Here is a 16,145-nt window from a genome sequence, read left to right on the forward strand (position 1 = left end):
CGATCCACGCAGCGGACGTCATGCAGCGGGATTTACGCGGCGGGCCGACGCGGCAGGCCGACGGCCTGCCTGGCGATGTCGTCGGTGCGGTCAGGCCGCTTCGGCGCAGTGAAGCTCGCCGAGCTCGGGCTGGAACTTCACCCAGGTGCTGAAACCGGTCCCGCATGCTTCGCAGGTCCACAGGTGGCGGACCACACGGTCGCTCACATGGTGGGACTCGTCGGGCGCCACCAGAAGATAGGCGCAACGCGGGCAGTGCTGCTTGCCGAAATTGGTCTTTTCCAGCCCCCTCGGATCGAGGCCGCCGCTGTTCATCATGGTCTTCCTCCCTGTCACCGCCGGCGTGGCGCGGGCCACGCTTCGGCATCCGATTGCGGCCCCTCGGCCGTGCGGACACAGTGCGGATCTCGACCGTCGCAAACCTGCGACGCCGAAACCCCCCGTAGGTGCTTGCCTGTTTTTGGAAGACTGCCAGCCGAGGCGATGTCGACTGCAGCTTGGACTTAAGTCTAACAGAAGAACCGCTGATTGTGCCAGCAATAATTCACGGCTGAACGCGGATTCCCGCGTCCGCCTCGGTCATCAAGGCTATTCGGGTCAATTGTGCAGTGCGAATTGGGTGAGCGCGCCCGCCGCCGACTTCCGGAAACCTGGCGCTACGAGACTTTATTTCCACTTACTGACAGATGTGGATACCGCTCGGCTCCGCCGGTCGCCAAGTCCCCGGTCGCCGGCCGCTTGTGATCCAGGCCGACGATAGCCCCGCGGCGGCTTCCCGAGATCACATTGTTGGCCACCAGCGTGCTCCGGGCGCCCGGCACGACCGTCACCCCGATTCCGATCCCGCAGTCCCGCACCACGTTGCCGGTGAGCGCGACGTCGCGCAGATACTGTCCCCAGCCGGCCGCGATGCCGACGGCGCTGGCGCGCTCGACCACGTTGCCGGTGACGGCCGTGTCGGCCTCCACCGACATGCCGACGCCGAGCAGGAACTCCGGATCCGGATTGGCGTCGCGCGGCGACAGGTTGCGCAGGATGTTGCCCTGGACGACGGCGACGCGGCCGCCGCTCGCGAAATTGGCGATGGACACGCCCATCTGGGCGCCGTCGACGATGTTGCCGGAGACGACGGCGGCCTCGAACTCGAACTCGGAATAGAGCGCCGTCTCGCCGACATTGGTCACGGTGTTGCCGACGATCTGCAGGTTGGAGGCCGAATTGCCGCGCACGCCCGAGAACGCGCAGTCGCCGATCCGGTTGCCGCGGACGATCACGCCGTTCGCGCGGAATACGTTGATGGCATTGCCGAACTGGCCGGTGCCGCCGGCCCGGTTGCGAATGTTGCCGATGCGGTTGTCGAGGACCAGGGTGCCGTCCTCGCCGGCCTCGAAGCGCATGATCTGAATGCCGTTGTTGCCGGCCCCGGCGATCACGTTGCGGGCGATCACGAGACTGCGGGCGTTGCGGGTCTGAATCGCGACGTCGCCCGCGTCGGTGACGCGGTTGTCGGAGATCGTCCCGCCCGAGGCGGAGGCGTAGATCGCAGTCCCGTCGGCGGCCGCCACGGTGCAGTTGGTGATCGTCAGCGCGTCGACCTGCTCGCAATGAAGCAGGGCACGGTCCTCGGGAAGCGGGCGGCCACCGCCGTCGAGGACGAGGCCGTCCAGCGAGACGCGGGCGAGGCGCTCGGCGGAGAGGAGCGACGCGCCGCCGAGGAACAGCAGCCGGCAGGCGCCGGGCGTGCCGACCAGACGGATCCCGTCGGGCAGCCGCACACCGCCGACCCGGTAGACGCCGGGCGGCAGCGCCAGCGGTGCGCCGGCCGACGCCGCGCGGTCGAGGGCGCGCTGGAACACGAAGGTCTGGTCGTCCGGGCTGCCGGGCCGCAGGCCGAGCGTCGCCGCGTCGATGCCGAAAGCGGACACCGGACCGCCCGTCGTGGCGGCCCGGGAGGGCCGGGACTGGGCGGCGGCGGGAAGAGCCGCCAGCGCGAGGCCTGCGCCGGTGCCGCCGGCGAGAAGGCCGAGGAGGGCGCGCCGGGTCGGCGCTGGGGTCGTCGGTTCGGTCGTGTGCTGCTCGGGCTGCATCCGCCCAGCATAGCCGGGCCGGGTTGGCGAGTTGCTAACCGGGCCCGCTGCTCGTGTCGGATTGCGCGGCGGCGGTCAGGCGCCACGAGCCGCCGGGGCCCACAGGCTCGGGCCGGCCCGCAGATACTGCGGCGGCCGCCGCGTCTCGGTGCCGAGCGCGCGGGCCGCGGCCCAGCCCCAATGCGGATTGTCGAGCATGGCGCGCGCCAGCGCCACCATGTCGGCCTTGCCCTCAGAGACGATCGCGTCCGCCTGCTTGGGATCGACGATCAGGCCGACCGCGCGGGTGACGAGGCCGGTGGCGTGTCGGATCGCCTCGGCGAGCGGCACATTGTAGCCCGGCGTCGTCGGATTGCGGGCCTCGGCCGTGAGGCCTCCCGACGAGACGTCGACATAGTCGTAGCCGATGTCCTTGAGGGCGCGCGCGAACACGATCGCCTCCTCGACGTCGATGCCGCCGTCGAGCCAGTCGTTGCCGGTGACGCGGGCGCCGAGCGGCACGGTGCGCGGCACGCTGGCCCGCACCGCCTGGGCGATGGCGGTCGGGAAGCGCATCCGGTTCTCACGCGAGCCGCCGTAGGAATCGGTGCGCTGGTTGGAGACCGCGGACAGGAACGCGTGCACCAGATAGCCGTGCGCGGCGTGCAGCTCGACGGCATCGAAGCCGATGCGCACGGCGCGCGCCGCGGCCTGCGCGAAGGCGGCGACCACCCGCTCCATGTCGTCCTCGGTCATCGCCCGGGGCGTATGCCAGCCGGGGCCGAAGGGCAGCGCCGAGGCCGCCTCGGTCGGCCACGGATCCTGGTCGGGGCCGAGCGCCTTGCCGCCTTCCCAGGGGCGCTGGGAGGACGCCTTGCGGCCGGCATGGGCGAGCTGGACGCCGATCTTCGCGGTGCCGATCCGGTGACAGTGGTCGACCACGCGGGCGAGCGCGGCCTCGTCGGCATCGGAATAAAGGCCGAGGCAGCCATGGGTGATGCGGCCCTGCCGCTCCACATGCGTCGCCTCGACGACGACGAGCCCGGCGCCGGAATTCGCCAGCATGCCGAGATGGGTCATGTGCCAGTCGCTCGCGCAGCCGTCGTTGCCGCTGTACTGGCACATCGGCGCGACCACGATCCGATTGTCGAAGGTCTGGCCGGCGATCTCGATCGGGGCGAACAGGGCAGCGCTCATGGGGGGCTCGGGCTCTATCGGGGGAGGACGGACGGTGCGACCGGCAGGGTGGTCCGACATTCGCGATCGTCTCGTATTGCAGACGTGGAGGAACGCGGCAACCACGGGCTGCCGCGTCCCGGACGGAGACGACGTCGTGGGGGCTTCGACCGGCCGGTCAGAACGGCACGCCGATGCTGCCGCCCATGCCGCCGTCCGAGCCGAGGGTGGGGCGCGCCCGGGGACCATCGCCGCCGCCACCGCCGCGCAGCTCCTCGGCCGTCACCCGGCAGTCGTTGTTGCGGTCGTAGCGTGCGAACAGCGGGCTCTTCTTGTCGACGAACTCGGCACGGGCGAGACGGCCGTCGTGGTTGTCGTCGAAATAGCCGAGCTCGGCGTTCTTGAACGACGGGTCGGCCCGCCGGATGCCGTCGAACTCCTTGGCGTCGACATAGCCGTCGCGGTTGAGGTCGGCCGAGATGAAGATGCGGGTGGCGTATTGCTTCCACTCGTCGCAAGTGAAGATGCCGTCGCGGTTGGCGTCCCAGGCCGGCGCCGACTGCCGCACGGGATCCGCGCCGGGCCGGTTGGCGGAGTGGATGTCCGGCGGCGGCCCTTCGCCGACGCCGGGCAGTCCGGACGCACCGAAGCCGCCGCCCGACTGGGCCGATGCGGCCCCGGCCGTCGCCAGGCACAGCAAGATCGAAATCAGGTATCGCATCGATGTGTCTCCCAGCCCGTCGCCGCGGTTTCACGCCGGCAAGGCGGCAGCAGTGGGGCGCAACTGCGGCTTGCCGCAGGGCCGGCCGTTCGGGTCGACCGAACCGCTTCGCCTTGAACGGTGCAGCAGCGCTGCGCGGGCGCGTTCCCGAGCCGCCGGCGCTCGCATTGCGGGTCTTCCCAGCTTGACAAGGAGGAGCCCGAAAGCGCGAGGATCCGCAGCCCGCCGGCCCGAAAACATGCACCGGCCTGGCTCGATAGGACGATCCGATGATCCGTTTGGTGTCGTTTTTCTTTACGGTCGGCGCGACCGCGATGGGCGGTGCGCTGGTCGCCATTCAGGGCCTCATGCTGGTTCGAGGCGACGGCGGCAACCTGTTGATTTTCGGGGCTGCCCTGCTGGCGCTCGCGGTCGGGCTCTGGGGTCTCGCGGGTGACATCCGCCGCAGCAAGGCGGCCGCCCAGGCGATGCGCGAGGGCCGGGCGGTGGATCAGTGGGCGCCGCCGCGCGGCACGCCCAAGCGCAACGCGGTTTCGGCTCGCACCGTTCAGCTCGTTCCCGCGGCGGCTCCGCCCGCCGCGTCGACCGCCGGCGACGGAGCCCCGATCACCGACGTCCTGGCGGCAGAACGCGCCCGCACCGACGCCTTCTGGCGTGATGGGCTCGGGCGGCTCGCGGCGGAAGCCGAGGCGCACGGAGTCGGCGACGGCGCCGTGGTGCTGCTCGAGGTGGCGGCACAGGAGCTCGCCCGCACCCGTGGGCCCCGCCAGGTCGCCCGCATCCTTCGCGACGCGTCGGACCGCTACGCCTCGGACGCCGAGACGCGGGCCCGCGAGTCCGGCGCTGCCTGAGGGCCGGGCGTGACGGTGACCTACGACTTCGCCGGGCGTCGGGCCGTGGTGACGGGCGGCGCCAGGGGGCTCGGGCGTGTTGCGGCGGAGCGGCTGCGCGATGCCGGCGCGACGGTCGAGGCCTGGGACATCGATCCTGTCGCGGTCGCGGGGATCGCCCCGGTCGCCGTCGACGTCACCTCGGCCGCCCAGGTCGAGGCCGCGGTCGCCCGGGCGGCTGCCCTCGGGGGCATCGACATCCTGGTGGTCGCCGCCGGTTACGGCGGATCGCGTCGCCCGCTCGAGAGCGTGACGGACGCCGAATGGCGGCAGGTGCTCGACGTCACACTGACCGGCGTCTTCCATGTCTGCCGCGCCGTCGTGCCGGTGATGCGCCGGGCCGGGGGCGGCCGCATCGTCACGGTCGCCTCGCTGGCCGCCAAGGAGGGGAGGGCGGGCCTCGCCGCCTTCTCGGCCGCCAGCGCCGGAATCGTCGCCTTCAGCAAGGCACTGGGCAAGGAGCTGGCCGATACGCCGGTCCGGGTGAACTGCATCGCGCCGGCCGCCATCGACACCGAATTCGTGCGGGTCATGCCGCAAGCCGCGATCGACGCCATGATCGCGCGAAGCCCGATGAAGCGCCTCGGGACCGTGGCGGAGTTCGCCGAGCTGGTCGCCTGGCTGTGCTCGGACGCCTGCACGTTCAACAGCGGCGCGGTGTTCGACCTGACCGGCGGGCAGGCGAGCTACTGACCGGATCCGGCTTTGGGCCGCGAGCGACGTGATCACGTCAGCGTCGTGTTCGATGACGGACGTCGGCCCGTTCCGGGAGTCTCTCGCGCCCTCGCCACATCCAAATTTTCGGTTAAGGCGGTGGAACCGGTTCCCGGCTCGCCGGTTGTAGATGGAGCCGGTTCGCCCGTCAGGGGCATGCGTGCCCCCTGGACGCGAGCCGGCAGGGGAAGTTTCGAACCCACGCCGATGCTGTCCGGCCCGTGCCGTCTGGTGCGCCCGCGCGACAGCGACGCGTTCGAACGGGAGGCCGACATGAAGACCCTGACCCTGCTGCTCACCATCGCCGGAATCGGCGTCGCCAATGCCGAGTCCATGGACGTGCGCCAGCTCATCGAGCAGCGCTGGATGGCGGTGACGCCCGCGGCCGAGACCTGGACCTGCGCGCAGGCGGACTCGGCGACCATCCGGGCCGCCTTCGAAGGGCAGGGCGCCCAGGACCTCACCATCGCGCTCAACGACGATCCGCGGCCCGACGACTTCCGCGGCCCGATCGCCGCCGAGATCCCCGTGATGGCCGCCGGCCAGTAACCGCGCTGGTCAGAGCTCCAGTTTGAGGCGAGCAAGAACGGCGGGCCCGACGGTCCGCCGTTCTCGCATTGCGGCCGCTGCCGGGTCGGCGTCCGCGGCAGTGCAACAGCCGGGCGGGACGCTCGTGCGGGCGCCTGGTCGAGTCGGCGGGCGGTGGCGAGCGGGACCAGCATGGCGATGCGGCGAGAAGGGACGAAACGCCCCGGCGCGGCACGTGCCGGACCTGGTGCAGGCGCGCGGACCGCAGGGTCGGGATCGCGCCGTGACAGCACCGACCCGCTGAAAGCACAAGGCGCCTCGCGCCATCCGTCGTCCCACCCGTCTTCCCGGCCCTCCACCGCCGCCGTGTCTCCGACGACCCTCGTGTCGATGGAGGCGAAGGCGGTGGATGCCCTGCCGGAGGGGCCGGGGTGGCAGTTCGAGCCAAAATGGGACGGCTTTCGGTGTCTCGCCTTCTGCGACGGCACGATCGACCTGCGGGCCCGTTCCGGAAAGCCCCTCGGCCGCTACTTCCCCGAGATGCTCGAAGCTCTCGCCCCGCTGGCGCGGGAGCGCGTCGTGCTCGACGGCGAGCTGGTCATTCCCCAGGGCGACAGCCTCTCGTTCGAAGCCCTGCAGATGCGCCTGCATCCCGCCGCCAGCCGGGTTCGCATGCTGGCCGGCCAGACGCCTGCGATCCTGATCCTGTTCGACATGCTGGTGGCGCCCGGGGGCACGAGCCTGGTCGACATGCCGCTTCGCGAGCGGCGCGAGCGGCTGGAGGCCTTTCATGCCGCCCATGCCGGACCGGCGCTGCGCCTGTCGCCCGTCACGCGCGAGCGCCGCGAGGCGGAGGGCTGGCTCGCCCGCGCCGGCGGGGCGCTGGACGGCGTCGTCGCCAAGGCGCTGGACGAGGTCTATCGGCCGGGCGAACGCGCCATGCTGAACATCAAGCGGCACCGCACGGCCGACTGCGTCGTCGGCGGTTTCCGCTATGCGACGGGCCGACCCGTGGTCGGATCGCTGCTGCTCGGTCTGTACGACACGGACGGGCGGCTCGACCATGTCGGCTTCACCTCAGCCATTCCCAATGATGAACGTGTCGATCTCACGCGGCGTCTCGAAGGTCTCGTGGCGCCGCCGGGGTTCACGGGCCGGTCGCCCGGCCCGAGCCGGTGGAGCAGCGGCAAGGTCACCGAATGGCAGCCGCTGCGTCCGACTCTGGTCGTCGAGGTCGCATATGATCAGGTGAGCGGAGATCGCTTCCGGCACGGCACCACGGTCGTCCGCTGGCGTCCGGACAAGGCGCCGCATCAGTGCACCCTCGATCAGCTTCAAGCCGAAGCGCGGCCCGGCCTGCTGTCCGCCGCATTGTTTCGCGATCATTGATGATTGTTTCGGCGGGCATCGTGCGCGGTATACTGATGTGTTACCCTCCGTTTGCTGCACGCCTGTGCAGTCCGGGGCTCGTTGGCGATGTCGTTCGCGGGATTTCGTAGCGCCATGATGTCGCTTGGCCGGGCGCTGTTCGTCGCGGCTGCGGCCGTCGCTGTCGCTGCCGGGCTTCGGGTCCTGCTCGGCCTCGTCCTCCCGACGGACCTGTCCTTCACGGCGATGCTCCCTGCCATCATGGTCGCGGCTCTCGCCGGGGGGCCGGGTGCCGGACTGATCGCGACGGTCCTGGGTGGCATCGTCGCGCAATGGGCCTTCGTCGAGCCGTACTACGTGTTCGGGGTGCCGTCGTTCACCGATGTCGGCAATCTGATCGCATACGGTCTCCTGGCCGGCATGGTGCTGTGGGCCGCCGGTGTCTACGAGAAGGCGCGTCGGCGGGCGGAGAGCAATGCGGCGGCGGCCGCGCGGCTCGCCTCGATCGTCACCAACAGCGCCGACGCCATCATCGGCTTCGACCGCAGCGGCACCGTCGAGGATTGGAACGCCGGCGCCGAGCGCCTTTTCGGCTACACGGCCGACGAGATCACCGGCCGTCCGGGGGCGGTGCTGCTCTCCCCGGTGGGCGACGGGAGCCTGCCCGCCGCGCCCAAGCTGCTCTCCAAGGACAGCGCCCGGTTCACGTCCGTCTGGACGGACAGGAGCGGGCGCCGGATCGACGTCGCGGTGACGACCGGACCGGTCCATATGCCGGACGGGGAATGGATCGGCGTCGCCGCCATCGTCCGGGACATCAGCCGCGAGGTGGCATCCGAGCAGGCCCTGCGCGAGGCCAACCGGCGCAACGTGTTGCTGCTGTCGCAAATCCATCAGCGCATGCGCGACAGCCTCGAAATCGTCGCGGCCCTGATCGCCACCTGCGCCCGGCAGCTCGAAAACGAGACCGGCCGTCGGCAGATCCTCGGGCTCGAGAAGCGGGTCGCCGCCATCTCTCGAATTCACGACCATCTGCATCGCAGCGCCGATTTCGGCACGGTCGAGATCGGCGCTGTGCTGCGCCAGGTCGTCGGCGATCTGGTCGGCCTCGCGGGCCGACCGGCCGACATGGAGATCATCGGCGAGGCCGAGGTGCGGTTGCGGAGCGACCTGGCCGTGCCGGTGGTCTTCGCCGCCACCGAGCTCGTCACCAATGCGCTGACTCATGCGGGCTGCGCACGCCCGATCGTGCGGGTTCGCTCCGGCCGGCGGAACGGCGCCCTGGTGTTGACTGTGGCCGACAACGGTCGCGGGGTTCCGCCCGGCTTCGATCCGGCGTCGCAGCGGGGCCTCGGCCTGCGGCTGGCGGGCGCCGCGATCGAGCGGATCGGCGGCACCCTCGCGCTGGTGCCGAGCGACTCCGGCGCATGTTTCGAAGTCCTGGTGCGGACGGCGCCGGAACCCGCGGAGCTGGTGCCCACGGACCCGCCCCGGAGTGCCGAACTCTAGTCGGCCGTCCGCATCGACCAGGCGGCGTGCTCGACCCCCGGCATTTGCTCGATGGCCGCGACGATCGCGTCGAGCTCATCGGACTTCGCCGAGGATCCGGCGAGCGTGACCGAGAGGTCCAACGCCTCCTCGGATTGCTCCTCGGTCTCGGTCTGGCGAACCGCATAGCTCTTGGCGTCGAGGTGATCGAGCAGCGCGGTGCGGACCACCGGCATCTCCTCGGGGGACACGGTGACGCGAAACTCGTAGGTGGCCTCGGTGGTCGTCTCGTCGAGGGGCTGGCGGTTGATCAGGTCGACGAGCGGGCGCAGCGCCGTGTTGGCCGCCAGGACGAAGACTGCGATCGTCACGGCCTCGCCGATCAGATCGGCCCCCGCGGCGCCACCGGCCGCCGCCGAGCCCCACAGCGTCGCGGCCGTGTTGAGGCCGCGGATGTTCAAGCCCTCCTTCATGATCACTCCGGCGCCGAGGAAGCCGACGCCGGAGACCACATAGGACAGCACCGTGACGGCGGAGGCATTGCCGTTCAGCCGCATGCCGATGTCGACGAAGGCGGCGGCGCCGACGGCGACCAGGACAGCGGTGCGCAGACCGGCCGTGCGCTGGCGCCACTGTCGTTCGGCCCCGATCAGGGTGCCGAGCACGAACGCCGTGGTCAGGCTGATCAGCGTGTCCAGGAACTGCAGCAGATCGAGGTTGCTGAAGGCGGCGAGGCGCATGCGGAGGCTCCGGTCCGCCGCCCTTCTAGCCTGCGCGCGAGATTCGGAAAACGCGTGCCCACAGTCAGGCCGCCCCTCGGCCGGATCCTGCCTGCCGGCCGTCACGCTCCCGTCACGAGCACGTCACGAGCACGTCACGTGGACGCGCATTCGCGGCCCCGCCTGCGATCGTGCCGTCTCAGCTCCAGTCGCGGCCCGGCACCGACGTGTGCGGCCGGATGGAGCCGGAGGCGACCGCGGGCAGGCTGTCGATGTCGGCCCGGTGTCCATTCCGGGTCTCCTCGGCCAGGAAGCGGGCGACGGCGCGCAACGCATCGCGATGGCCGCCGGTCTCGGCGTGCCGCTCGTAGGTGGCGAGCTGGGCATCGGCCGACGTGCCTTCGGTGACGATCGTCCGGCACAGCTCGACCTCGTCGCGGCAGCCGAGGATCTCGGCGTCCTCTGCGGTCTCGTGCAGCACCCGCTCCAGGAAAGCCCCGACCGGCTCCGCACCGTCCACCGTGACGAAGCTGGTCTGCACGCCGTAGCGCTGGGCGCGCCACATGTTCTCGGCCGCGAAGGCCGAGGCGAGCGTGGGGGTGACGTCCGCTCTCGGTGCGCAGGTGTACAGCCGGCGAGCCAGCACCCGGTAGAGCGCCGCGATCGCGATCGCATCGTCGAGCCGCGTGCAGGAATCCGGGGCTCTCAGCTCCAGGGTCGGATGGCTCTCCGACGGACGCAAGGTCCACCACAGATAGGTGGCGTTGGGAATCGCTCCGGCGCGAGTCATCGCATCGACATAGGTGCGGTACTCGGTCTCGTCGGCGAACGGCATTGGAAGGCCGGTGCGGGGCAGCTCGCTGTAGGCGGCCAACCGGTAGCCCTTCAGGCCGGTCCGGATGCCGCTCCAGAACGGCGACGAGGTGGAGAGCGCCAGGAACAGCGGCACGTAGGGCACCATGCGGGCCATCACCTCGACGCGGCGGCCGGGATCGGGCAGGGCGACGTGAACATGCAGGCCAGACATCATGTCGCGCCGGCCGATCATCTGGAGCTGGTCCATCACCTGGTCGTAACGCGGCGCGTCGGTCTGCTCGGCGCGACGCCAGTCGGCGGTCGGATGGGTGCCGGCCGCGATGATCACGAGGCCGTGCTCGGCCGCGACCTCGGAGACGGTCTCGCGCAGCTCGGCCATCTCGCGGCGTGCCTCCTGAAGGTCGCAATGGATGCCGCTCACCAGCTCGACCTGGGCCTGCAGGAACTCGGGCTTGGCGCGGTCGCCCGTCGCCTCGGCCACGCGCGCGAAGAAGGCCTCCGGCACGTGCGACGGGGCCGCAAAGGTGTGGGCGTCGGCGAGGAAGAGCTCCTCCTCCAGCCCGACCGTGAACCCGTTCGTCGCTGTCGCGATCGGGGTGCCGGCGAGCGGGCGCAGGGCACGCCGCGGCTTGGCTTGGCGTCGAAGCTTCGGAGCGATGAGGAACTTGGTCATGACGGTCCTGTCGGATCGATGGACGGCCCAGGATTCCGGCGTGTGCTCCGTCGTGAGGTCGGAGCGGGCGGAGCTGCTGGCTTGTCCCGCAGCCGAGGCAATCGCCTCTGCGGCGCGTATTCCGATGCGGGACGTGGCTGGCCGGTCGGGGAGATCGCTGATTAACGTTCAGTCACCGAAACCGTTCCATGAGCAGAGCTCCGCCTTCAGGAAAGGCAGAGAGGCAGCACTCAGACGCCGTGGGTCTGCAGCCACGACTCCAGCAGAGCGACCTGCCACAGCTTGGAATGGCCTTTTGGTGTCAGCGCCTTGTCGGGTGCCGCGAGCAGCCGCTGCACGTAGGACTCGTTGAACAGCCCGCGCCGTTGCGCCGCCGGTTGATGCAGGATGTCGCGGACGAAATCGAGCATCGGGCCGCGAATGTATTTGAGCGCCGGGACCGGGAAATATCCTTTCGGGCGATCGATCACGGCATCCGGAACGACGCCTCGCGCCGCTTCCTTCAGGATGTGCTTCCCCCCGCTGGAGACTTTCAGCTCGGCCGGGACGCGGGCCGCGAGCTCGACCAGCTCGTGATCGAGGAATGGCACCCGCGCCTCGAGGCCGAACGCCATCGTCATGTTGTCGACCCGCTTCACCGGGTCGTCGACCAGCATGATCTCGGTGTCGAGCTGCAGCGTGCGATCGATCGGACGCGCCTCCGGCGCGTCGGCGAAATAGGATTCGACGAGGGCACGGCTCGCATCGCCGTTCATGTGCGCGGGCGCGATCGCCTCCGCCATCTCGGCGTGATCGCGGTCGAAATAGACGCGCGCATAGTCCTCGACCGGCTCGTTCGACGCCAGCAGCGGCGGATACCAATGATAGCCGCCGAAGATCTCGTCGGCGCCCTGGCCGCTCTGCACCACCTTGACGTGACGCGACACTTCCTCGGACAGGAGATAGAAGCCGACCGCATCGTGGCTCATCATCGGCTCGGACATGGCCGCGATGGCGCCGGGCAGGGCCTCGATGGTGCGGGACGAGGCGATCGGGATGCGCTCGTGCCGGGTGCCGAACTCCCGCGCCACGAGGTCGGACCAGCGGAACTCGTCGCCCGCCAGGCCGCCGACGCTCTCGAACCCGATGGCGAAGGTCTTCAGGTCGGACTGGCCGAGCGAGGCGAGCAGGGCGACGACGAGCGACGAATCGACGCCGCCCGACAGGAGCACGCCCACCGGGACGTCGGCGACCATGCGGCGGCGGACCGACTGGGTGAGCGCGTCGCGCACCGCGTCGCGCCAGTCGAGCTCGGTCAGCCGCCGGTCCGCCGGGCGCGCGCCGACGCTCAGGCGCCAATAGGTGTGCTCGCGCCGGGTCCCGTCCGGCTCGATCGTGAGAACGGTCGCGGGCGGCAGCTTCTTGACGCCTCTCAGGATCGTCCGCGGCGGCGGAACGACGGCGTGGAAGCTCATGTAGTGATGGAGCGCGACCTCGTCGATCGACGTGTCGACGTCGCCGGCCGCGAGCAGCGCCGGCAGCGTGGATGCGAAGCGCAGGCGCCCCGGCGTCTCGGCCAGATAGAGCGGCTTGATGCCGAGCCGGTCGCGCGCCAGCACGAGGCGCCCGCTGTCGCGCTCCGAGATCGCGAAGGCGAACATGCCGAGGAAGCGCTCGACGCAGGCCGTGCCCCAGGCCGCATAGGCCTTGAGGATCACCTCGGTGTCGCCCTCGGAGAAGAAGCGGTAGCCCTTCGTGATCAGCTCGGCGCGAAGCTCACGGTAGTTGTAGATGCAGCCGTTGAACACGATGGCGAGGCCGAGCTCCGCATCCACCATCGGCTGCTGCGACGTCGTCGCGAGATCGATGATGCTGAGCCGGCGATGGCCGAGGCCGATCCGGTCCTGGACGAAGGCGCCCCCCGCGTCGGGACCACGCGGCGTCATCGCTCCGGCCATGGCCGCGATCGCGGCGGCATCCGCCGGTCCGCGAAAGTTCAGTTCACCGCACAGTCCGCACATGCCTGGTCCAGCTGTTCGCCCAGCACCGCCGTCCGCTGTCGGACGGCCGCCCTCCGGATCGTTCCGGCGCGGCTTTCTCCAACACCAGGCCGGCGGAGACGTTCCGCCGGAGCTCTGGAATCGAGGCGGGTGACAGGGACGAGGCGCTCAGCTTTCGGTATTAGGGTCCAGGGTCCACACGACGGTCCACGGACCGAGGCCGTGGACTTGGACGGTGCCTTCGGCCCAGAGCTGGTCCCCTGGCGGTACCGCGACGCCGTCGAGCGGATCGGCGGACAGGTTGGCGACCAGCCGGAGCGTGGAACCGCCGAGCGACCACTCGACCTGCACGGCGCCCTGGCGGAGCACGGCATAGCGGCCGGCGCCGGTGCCTCGAAGCCGCGGCACGATCTCGCGGTGCCGTATCGCGAGCAGATCGCGATAGAGCGCGAGCCACGCGGCGTGCTCCTTCCTGGACGGAGCCGTCCAGTCGAGCTTCGCCGAGAGGAAGGTGTCCGGCATGGTCGGATCGGGGATGCGGTCGCGCTGCGCCGGGTCTTGGAACTCCGGGAACCGCGCGAACTCGGCCCGGCGTCCGTCGCGCACCGCGCTGGCGAGCGGCTCGGCGAAATCGCAGAAGAACGGGAACGGCTGCGCGGCGCCCCACTCCTCGCCCATGAACAGCATCGGGATCTGCGGCAGCAGCAGATAGACGCTGACGATCGCCCGGACGGCGTCGGCCCGAGCGAAGGCCGTGATCCGGTCGCCGAAGGCGCGGTTGCCGACCTGGTCGTGATTCTGGATGAAGGCGACGAAGGCCGTGGTCGGAAGACCGGTCGCCGGCGTGCCGCGGGCGGACCCGCGATACGGCATCGTCTCTCCCTGGAAGGCGAAGCCTTCGGCCAGAGCGCGGCCCAGCTTGTCGGTGTCGCCGGCGTAGTCGGCGTAATAGCCGCCGCTTTCGCCGCTGGCGGCGCAATGCAGCACGTGGTGGACGTCGTCGTTCCACTGCGCCGTATAGAGTCCCGGGCGGCCGTGATTGTCGCGCGTCAACAGCTCCGCGTCGTTCTCCTCGTTCTCGAGCATCAGGTGGACGTGCCGGTCCGGCGCGGCGGCCCGCACCGTGCGGGCGATCTCGTCGAGGATGTGGTGCTCGCTGTCGTCCAGGATGGCATGCACGGCATCGAGCCGCAGCCCGTCGAAATGATACTCGTCGATCCAGGAGACGGCGTTCTCCAGCACCAGGGCCCGCACCGTGTCGGCGCCGTCGGCGTCGAAGTTCACCGCAGCGCCCCACGGCGTGTGGTGGCGCTCGGTGAAGATCGGTGCATAGGCGGCGAGATAGTTTCCGTCCGGCCCGAAGTGATTGTAGACGACGTCGAGCAGCACCATGAGAGCCTTGGCGTGCGCCGCGTCGACGAGCGCCTTCAGGTCGTCGGGCCGGCCGTAGGCCGCATCGGGGGCGAACGGCAGAACGCCGTCGTAGCCCCAGTTCCGCTGCCCCGGGAAGTCGGCGACCGGCATCAGCTCGATGGCGGTGACGCCGAGCGCGACGAGATGGTCGAGCTTGTCGATGGCGGCCCGGAACGTGCCGTCCGGCGTGAAGGTCCCGACATGCAGCTCGTAGACCACGGCCTCCTCCCAGGGGCGGCCGCGCCAGCCGGCATCGGTCCAGGGGAAGGCGGTGGGGTCGATCACCTCGCTCGGCCCGTGCACGTCCTCGGGCTGGAAGCGGGAGCCCGGGTCCGGGACGGCGAGCCCGTCCGGCAGCACGAAGCGATAGAGCGTGCCGGGACCCGCGTCGTCCACCACGACCTCGTGCCAGTCCTGTTCGGTGCGCTGCATGGGCGTCTGACGCCGCATCGCCGGCATATCCAGGATGACCTGCTCGTGCTTCGGCGCCCACAGGCGGAAGCGCGTGGCGTCGCCCTCCAGTCGGGGGCCGAACTGTGGATTCGGGCGGATCGCCGGCGCCACCTCGGCGGGGGGCAGTGAGGCGGGGGCCTTTTGTCGGCGGGGCTTTTGGCTCAGAAAGGGTATCGACATGTCACCGGGCTTGTCAGCGGTTGCGTGACTGCAACACCCCGCGCGGCATCATCGTTCCCTGGGATTAGCCCAATGACGGCCGTTCCCGGGCCTGGGTGGCGGAATCGGGATGGAGCCGGGCGACGGCGACGCGGGGCCGGCCGTCGTCGTCACGTAGCGGGGGGAGGGGCTCGTACGCACCGGCCCGCGCCAGCAATGCGGCGGCCTGCCGCTCCTGCCCGACGCCGAACTCGAACAGCAGCCAGCCGCCCGGCCTCAGGAAGGCCGGGGCCTCGCGCACCAGGCGCTGCTGGATCGAGATGCCGTACGGGCCGCCATCGAAGGCTTCGCGCGGCTCGTTCTCCAGGAGGTGGGCGCTTTCGTCCGCGAGCCGCGCGCTGGAGATATAGGGCGGATTGCACACGATCATGATGGCGCGCTTCTCCGCGCCGTCCTGAGCCAGGGCTCCGAAGAGGTCCCCCTGGCGGACACTGACGCGGTCGGCGAGGCCGAGCCGGGCGGCATTGAGGGCCGCCGTCTTCACCGCATCGGCGGTCAGGTCGGCGGCGAGCACCCGGGCCCGGGGGACCGCGGAGGCTATCGCCAGCCCGAGATTGCCCGAGCCGCAGCACATGTCGACGACGAGCGGATCGTCCTGCTCCGCCGCCGCCAGCAGGGCCACGGCGTGCCGGCACAACAGCTCCGTCTCGGCGCGCGGCACCAGCACGTTACCCGAAAGGACGAGATCGAGCCCCATGAAGACATGGTGCGGCTCGGTCTCCCGGTGGTGGTTCGCGGAAATGGCGTGCTCCCTGGTGCGAGCTGGCGGACAAGCACGATCCGGGGCGAAAGATCTCGCCGATGCGCCACGGTCACCGAGTGATCCGCGCGCCGTCCCAGGATACAGTTTCGGCCGCCGAATTCGAGGCCGATGGCGATCATCGCTCGCGTCGATCGGCGCAATGGTAAATTCGGCTGCCGC

At 70.5% G+C, this 16,145-nt stretch carries 14 protein-coding genes; 5 read left to right on the forward strand and 9 right to left on the reverse strand.

Features of this window, described 5'->3' with window-relative positions:
• Positions 1-90: 90 nt before the first annotated feature.
• From CH341_RS02560 to CH341_RS02575, 4 genes are all read right to left on the reverse strand, one after another.
• Positions 91-318: a hypothetical protein gene (locus CH341_RS02560; protein WP_146604348.1), complete on the reverse strand. Its 228-nt coding sequence runs from the start codon at positions 316-318 to the stop codon at positions 91-93.
• A gap of 338 nt (positions 319-656) precedes the next feature.
• Positions 657-2,087: a TIGR03808 family TAT-translocated repetitive protein gene (locus CH341_RS02565; protein ID WP_111417466.1), complete on the reverse strand. Its 1,431-nt coding sequence runs from the start codon at positions 2,085-2,087 to the stop codon at positions 657-659.
• Positions 2,088-2,162: 75 nt separating this feature from the next.
• The gene (locus tag CH341_RS02570) at positions 2,163-3,263 is read right to left on the reverse strand and encodes an NADH:flavin oxidoreductase/NADH oxidase (RefSeq protein ID WP_111417467.1); all 1,101 of its coding nucleotides are present in this window, start codon (positions 3,261-3,263) and stop codon (positions 2,163-2,165) included.
• 157 nt (positions 3,264-3,420) lie between these two features.
• Positions 3,421-3,963 (reverse strand): EF-hand domain-containing protein, encoded by a 543-nt coding sequence (locus CH341_RS02575; protein WP_111417468.1) that lies wholly within the window; start codon positions 3,961-3,963, stop codon positions 3,421-3,423.
• Between the two features lie 269 nt (positions 3,964-4,232).
• Here CH341_RS02575 and CH341_RS02580 point away from each other — a divergent pair, with 269 nt between their 5' ends.
• From CH341_RS02580 to CH341_RS02600, 5 genes are all read left to right on the forward strand, one after another.
• Positions 4,233-4,814 (forward strand): hypothetical protein, encoded by a 582-nt coding sequence (locus tag CH341_RS02580; protein WP_111417469.1) that lies wholly within the window; start codon positions 4,233-4,235, stop codon positions 4,812-4,814.
• A 9-nt stretch (positions 4,815-4,823) separates the two neighbouring features.
• Positions 4,824-5,546: an SDR family oxidoreductase gene (locus CH341_RS02585; protein WP_111417470.1), complete on the forward strand. Its 723-nt coding sequence runs from the start codon at positions 4,824-4,826 to the stop codon at positions 5,544-5,546.
• Between the two features lie 294 nt (positions 5,547-5,840).
• Positions 5,841-6,116 (forward strand): hypothetical protein, encoded by a 276-nt coding sequence (locus tag CH341_RS02590; RefSeq protein WP_146604350.1) that lies wholly within the window; start codon positions 5,841-5,843, stop codon positions 6,114-6,116.
• Positions 6,117-6,485: 369 nt separating this feature from the next.
• Positions 6,486-7,484 carry an ATP-dependent DNA ligase gene (locus CH341_RS02595; protein ID WP_111417472.1) on the forward strand — a complete coding sequence of 333 codons (999 nt, stop codon included), beginning with the start codon at positions 6,486-6,488 and terminating at the stop codon, positions 7,482-7,484.
• Positions 7,485-7,598: 114 nt separating this feature from the next.
• A complete protein-coding gene (locus tag CH341_RS02600) occupies positions 7,599-8,972 on the forward strand; it encodes a sensor histidine kinase (RefSeq protein ID WP_170149436.1) in 1,374 nt (457 codons plus the stop codon).
• Here the strand turns inward: CH341_RS02600 and CH341_RS02605 are convergent.
• From CH341_RS02605 to CH341_RS02625, 5 genes are all read right to left on the reverse strand, one after another.
• Positions 8,969-9,691, reverse strand: coding sequence for an MgtC/SapB family protein (locus CH341_RS02605; RefSeq protein WP_111417474.1), 723 nt, complete (start codon positions 9,689-9,691; stop codon positions 8,969-8,971). The two genes, CH341_RS02600 and CH341_RS02605, sit on opposite strands and share 4 nt — an antisense overlap.
• A gap of 178 nt (positions 9,692-9,869) precedes the next feature.
• On the reverse strand, positions 9,870-11,159 hold the full coding sequence (locus CH341_RS02610; protein WP_111417475.1) for a carboxylate-amine ligase: 1,290 nt from the start codon (positions 11,157-11,159) through the stop codon (positions 9,870-9,872).
• Positions 11,160-11,389: 230 nt separating this feature from the next.
• Entirely contained in the window at positions 11,390-13,159 is a 1,770-nt protein-coding gene (locus CH341_RS02615) for an N-acetylglutaminylglutamine amidotransferase (protein ID WP_111417476.1), read from the reverse strand.
• Positions 13,160-13,306: 147 nt separating this feature from the next.
• Entirely contained in the window at positions 13,307-15,184 is a 1,878-nt protein-coding gene (gene treZ, locus CH341_RS02620) for a malto-oligosyltrehalose trehalohydrolase (protein ID WP_111417477.1), read from the reverse strand.
• Positions 15,185-15,248: 64 nt separating this feature from the next.
• A complete protein-coding gene (locus CH341_RS02625; protein WP_111417478.1) occupies positions 15,249-15,920 on the reverse strand; it encodes a N5-glutamine methyltransferase family protein in 672 nt (223 codons plus the stop codon).
• Positions 15,921-16,145 lie beyond the last annotated feature (225 nt).

This window comes from Rhodoplanes roseus (assembly GCF_003258865.1).
In the GTDB taxonomy this organism is placed as follows: domain Bacteria; phylum Pseudomonadota; class Alphaproteobacteria; order Rhizobiales; family Xanthobacteraceae; genus Rhodoplanes; species Rhodoplanes roseus.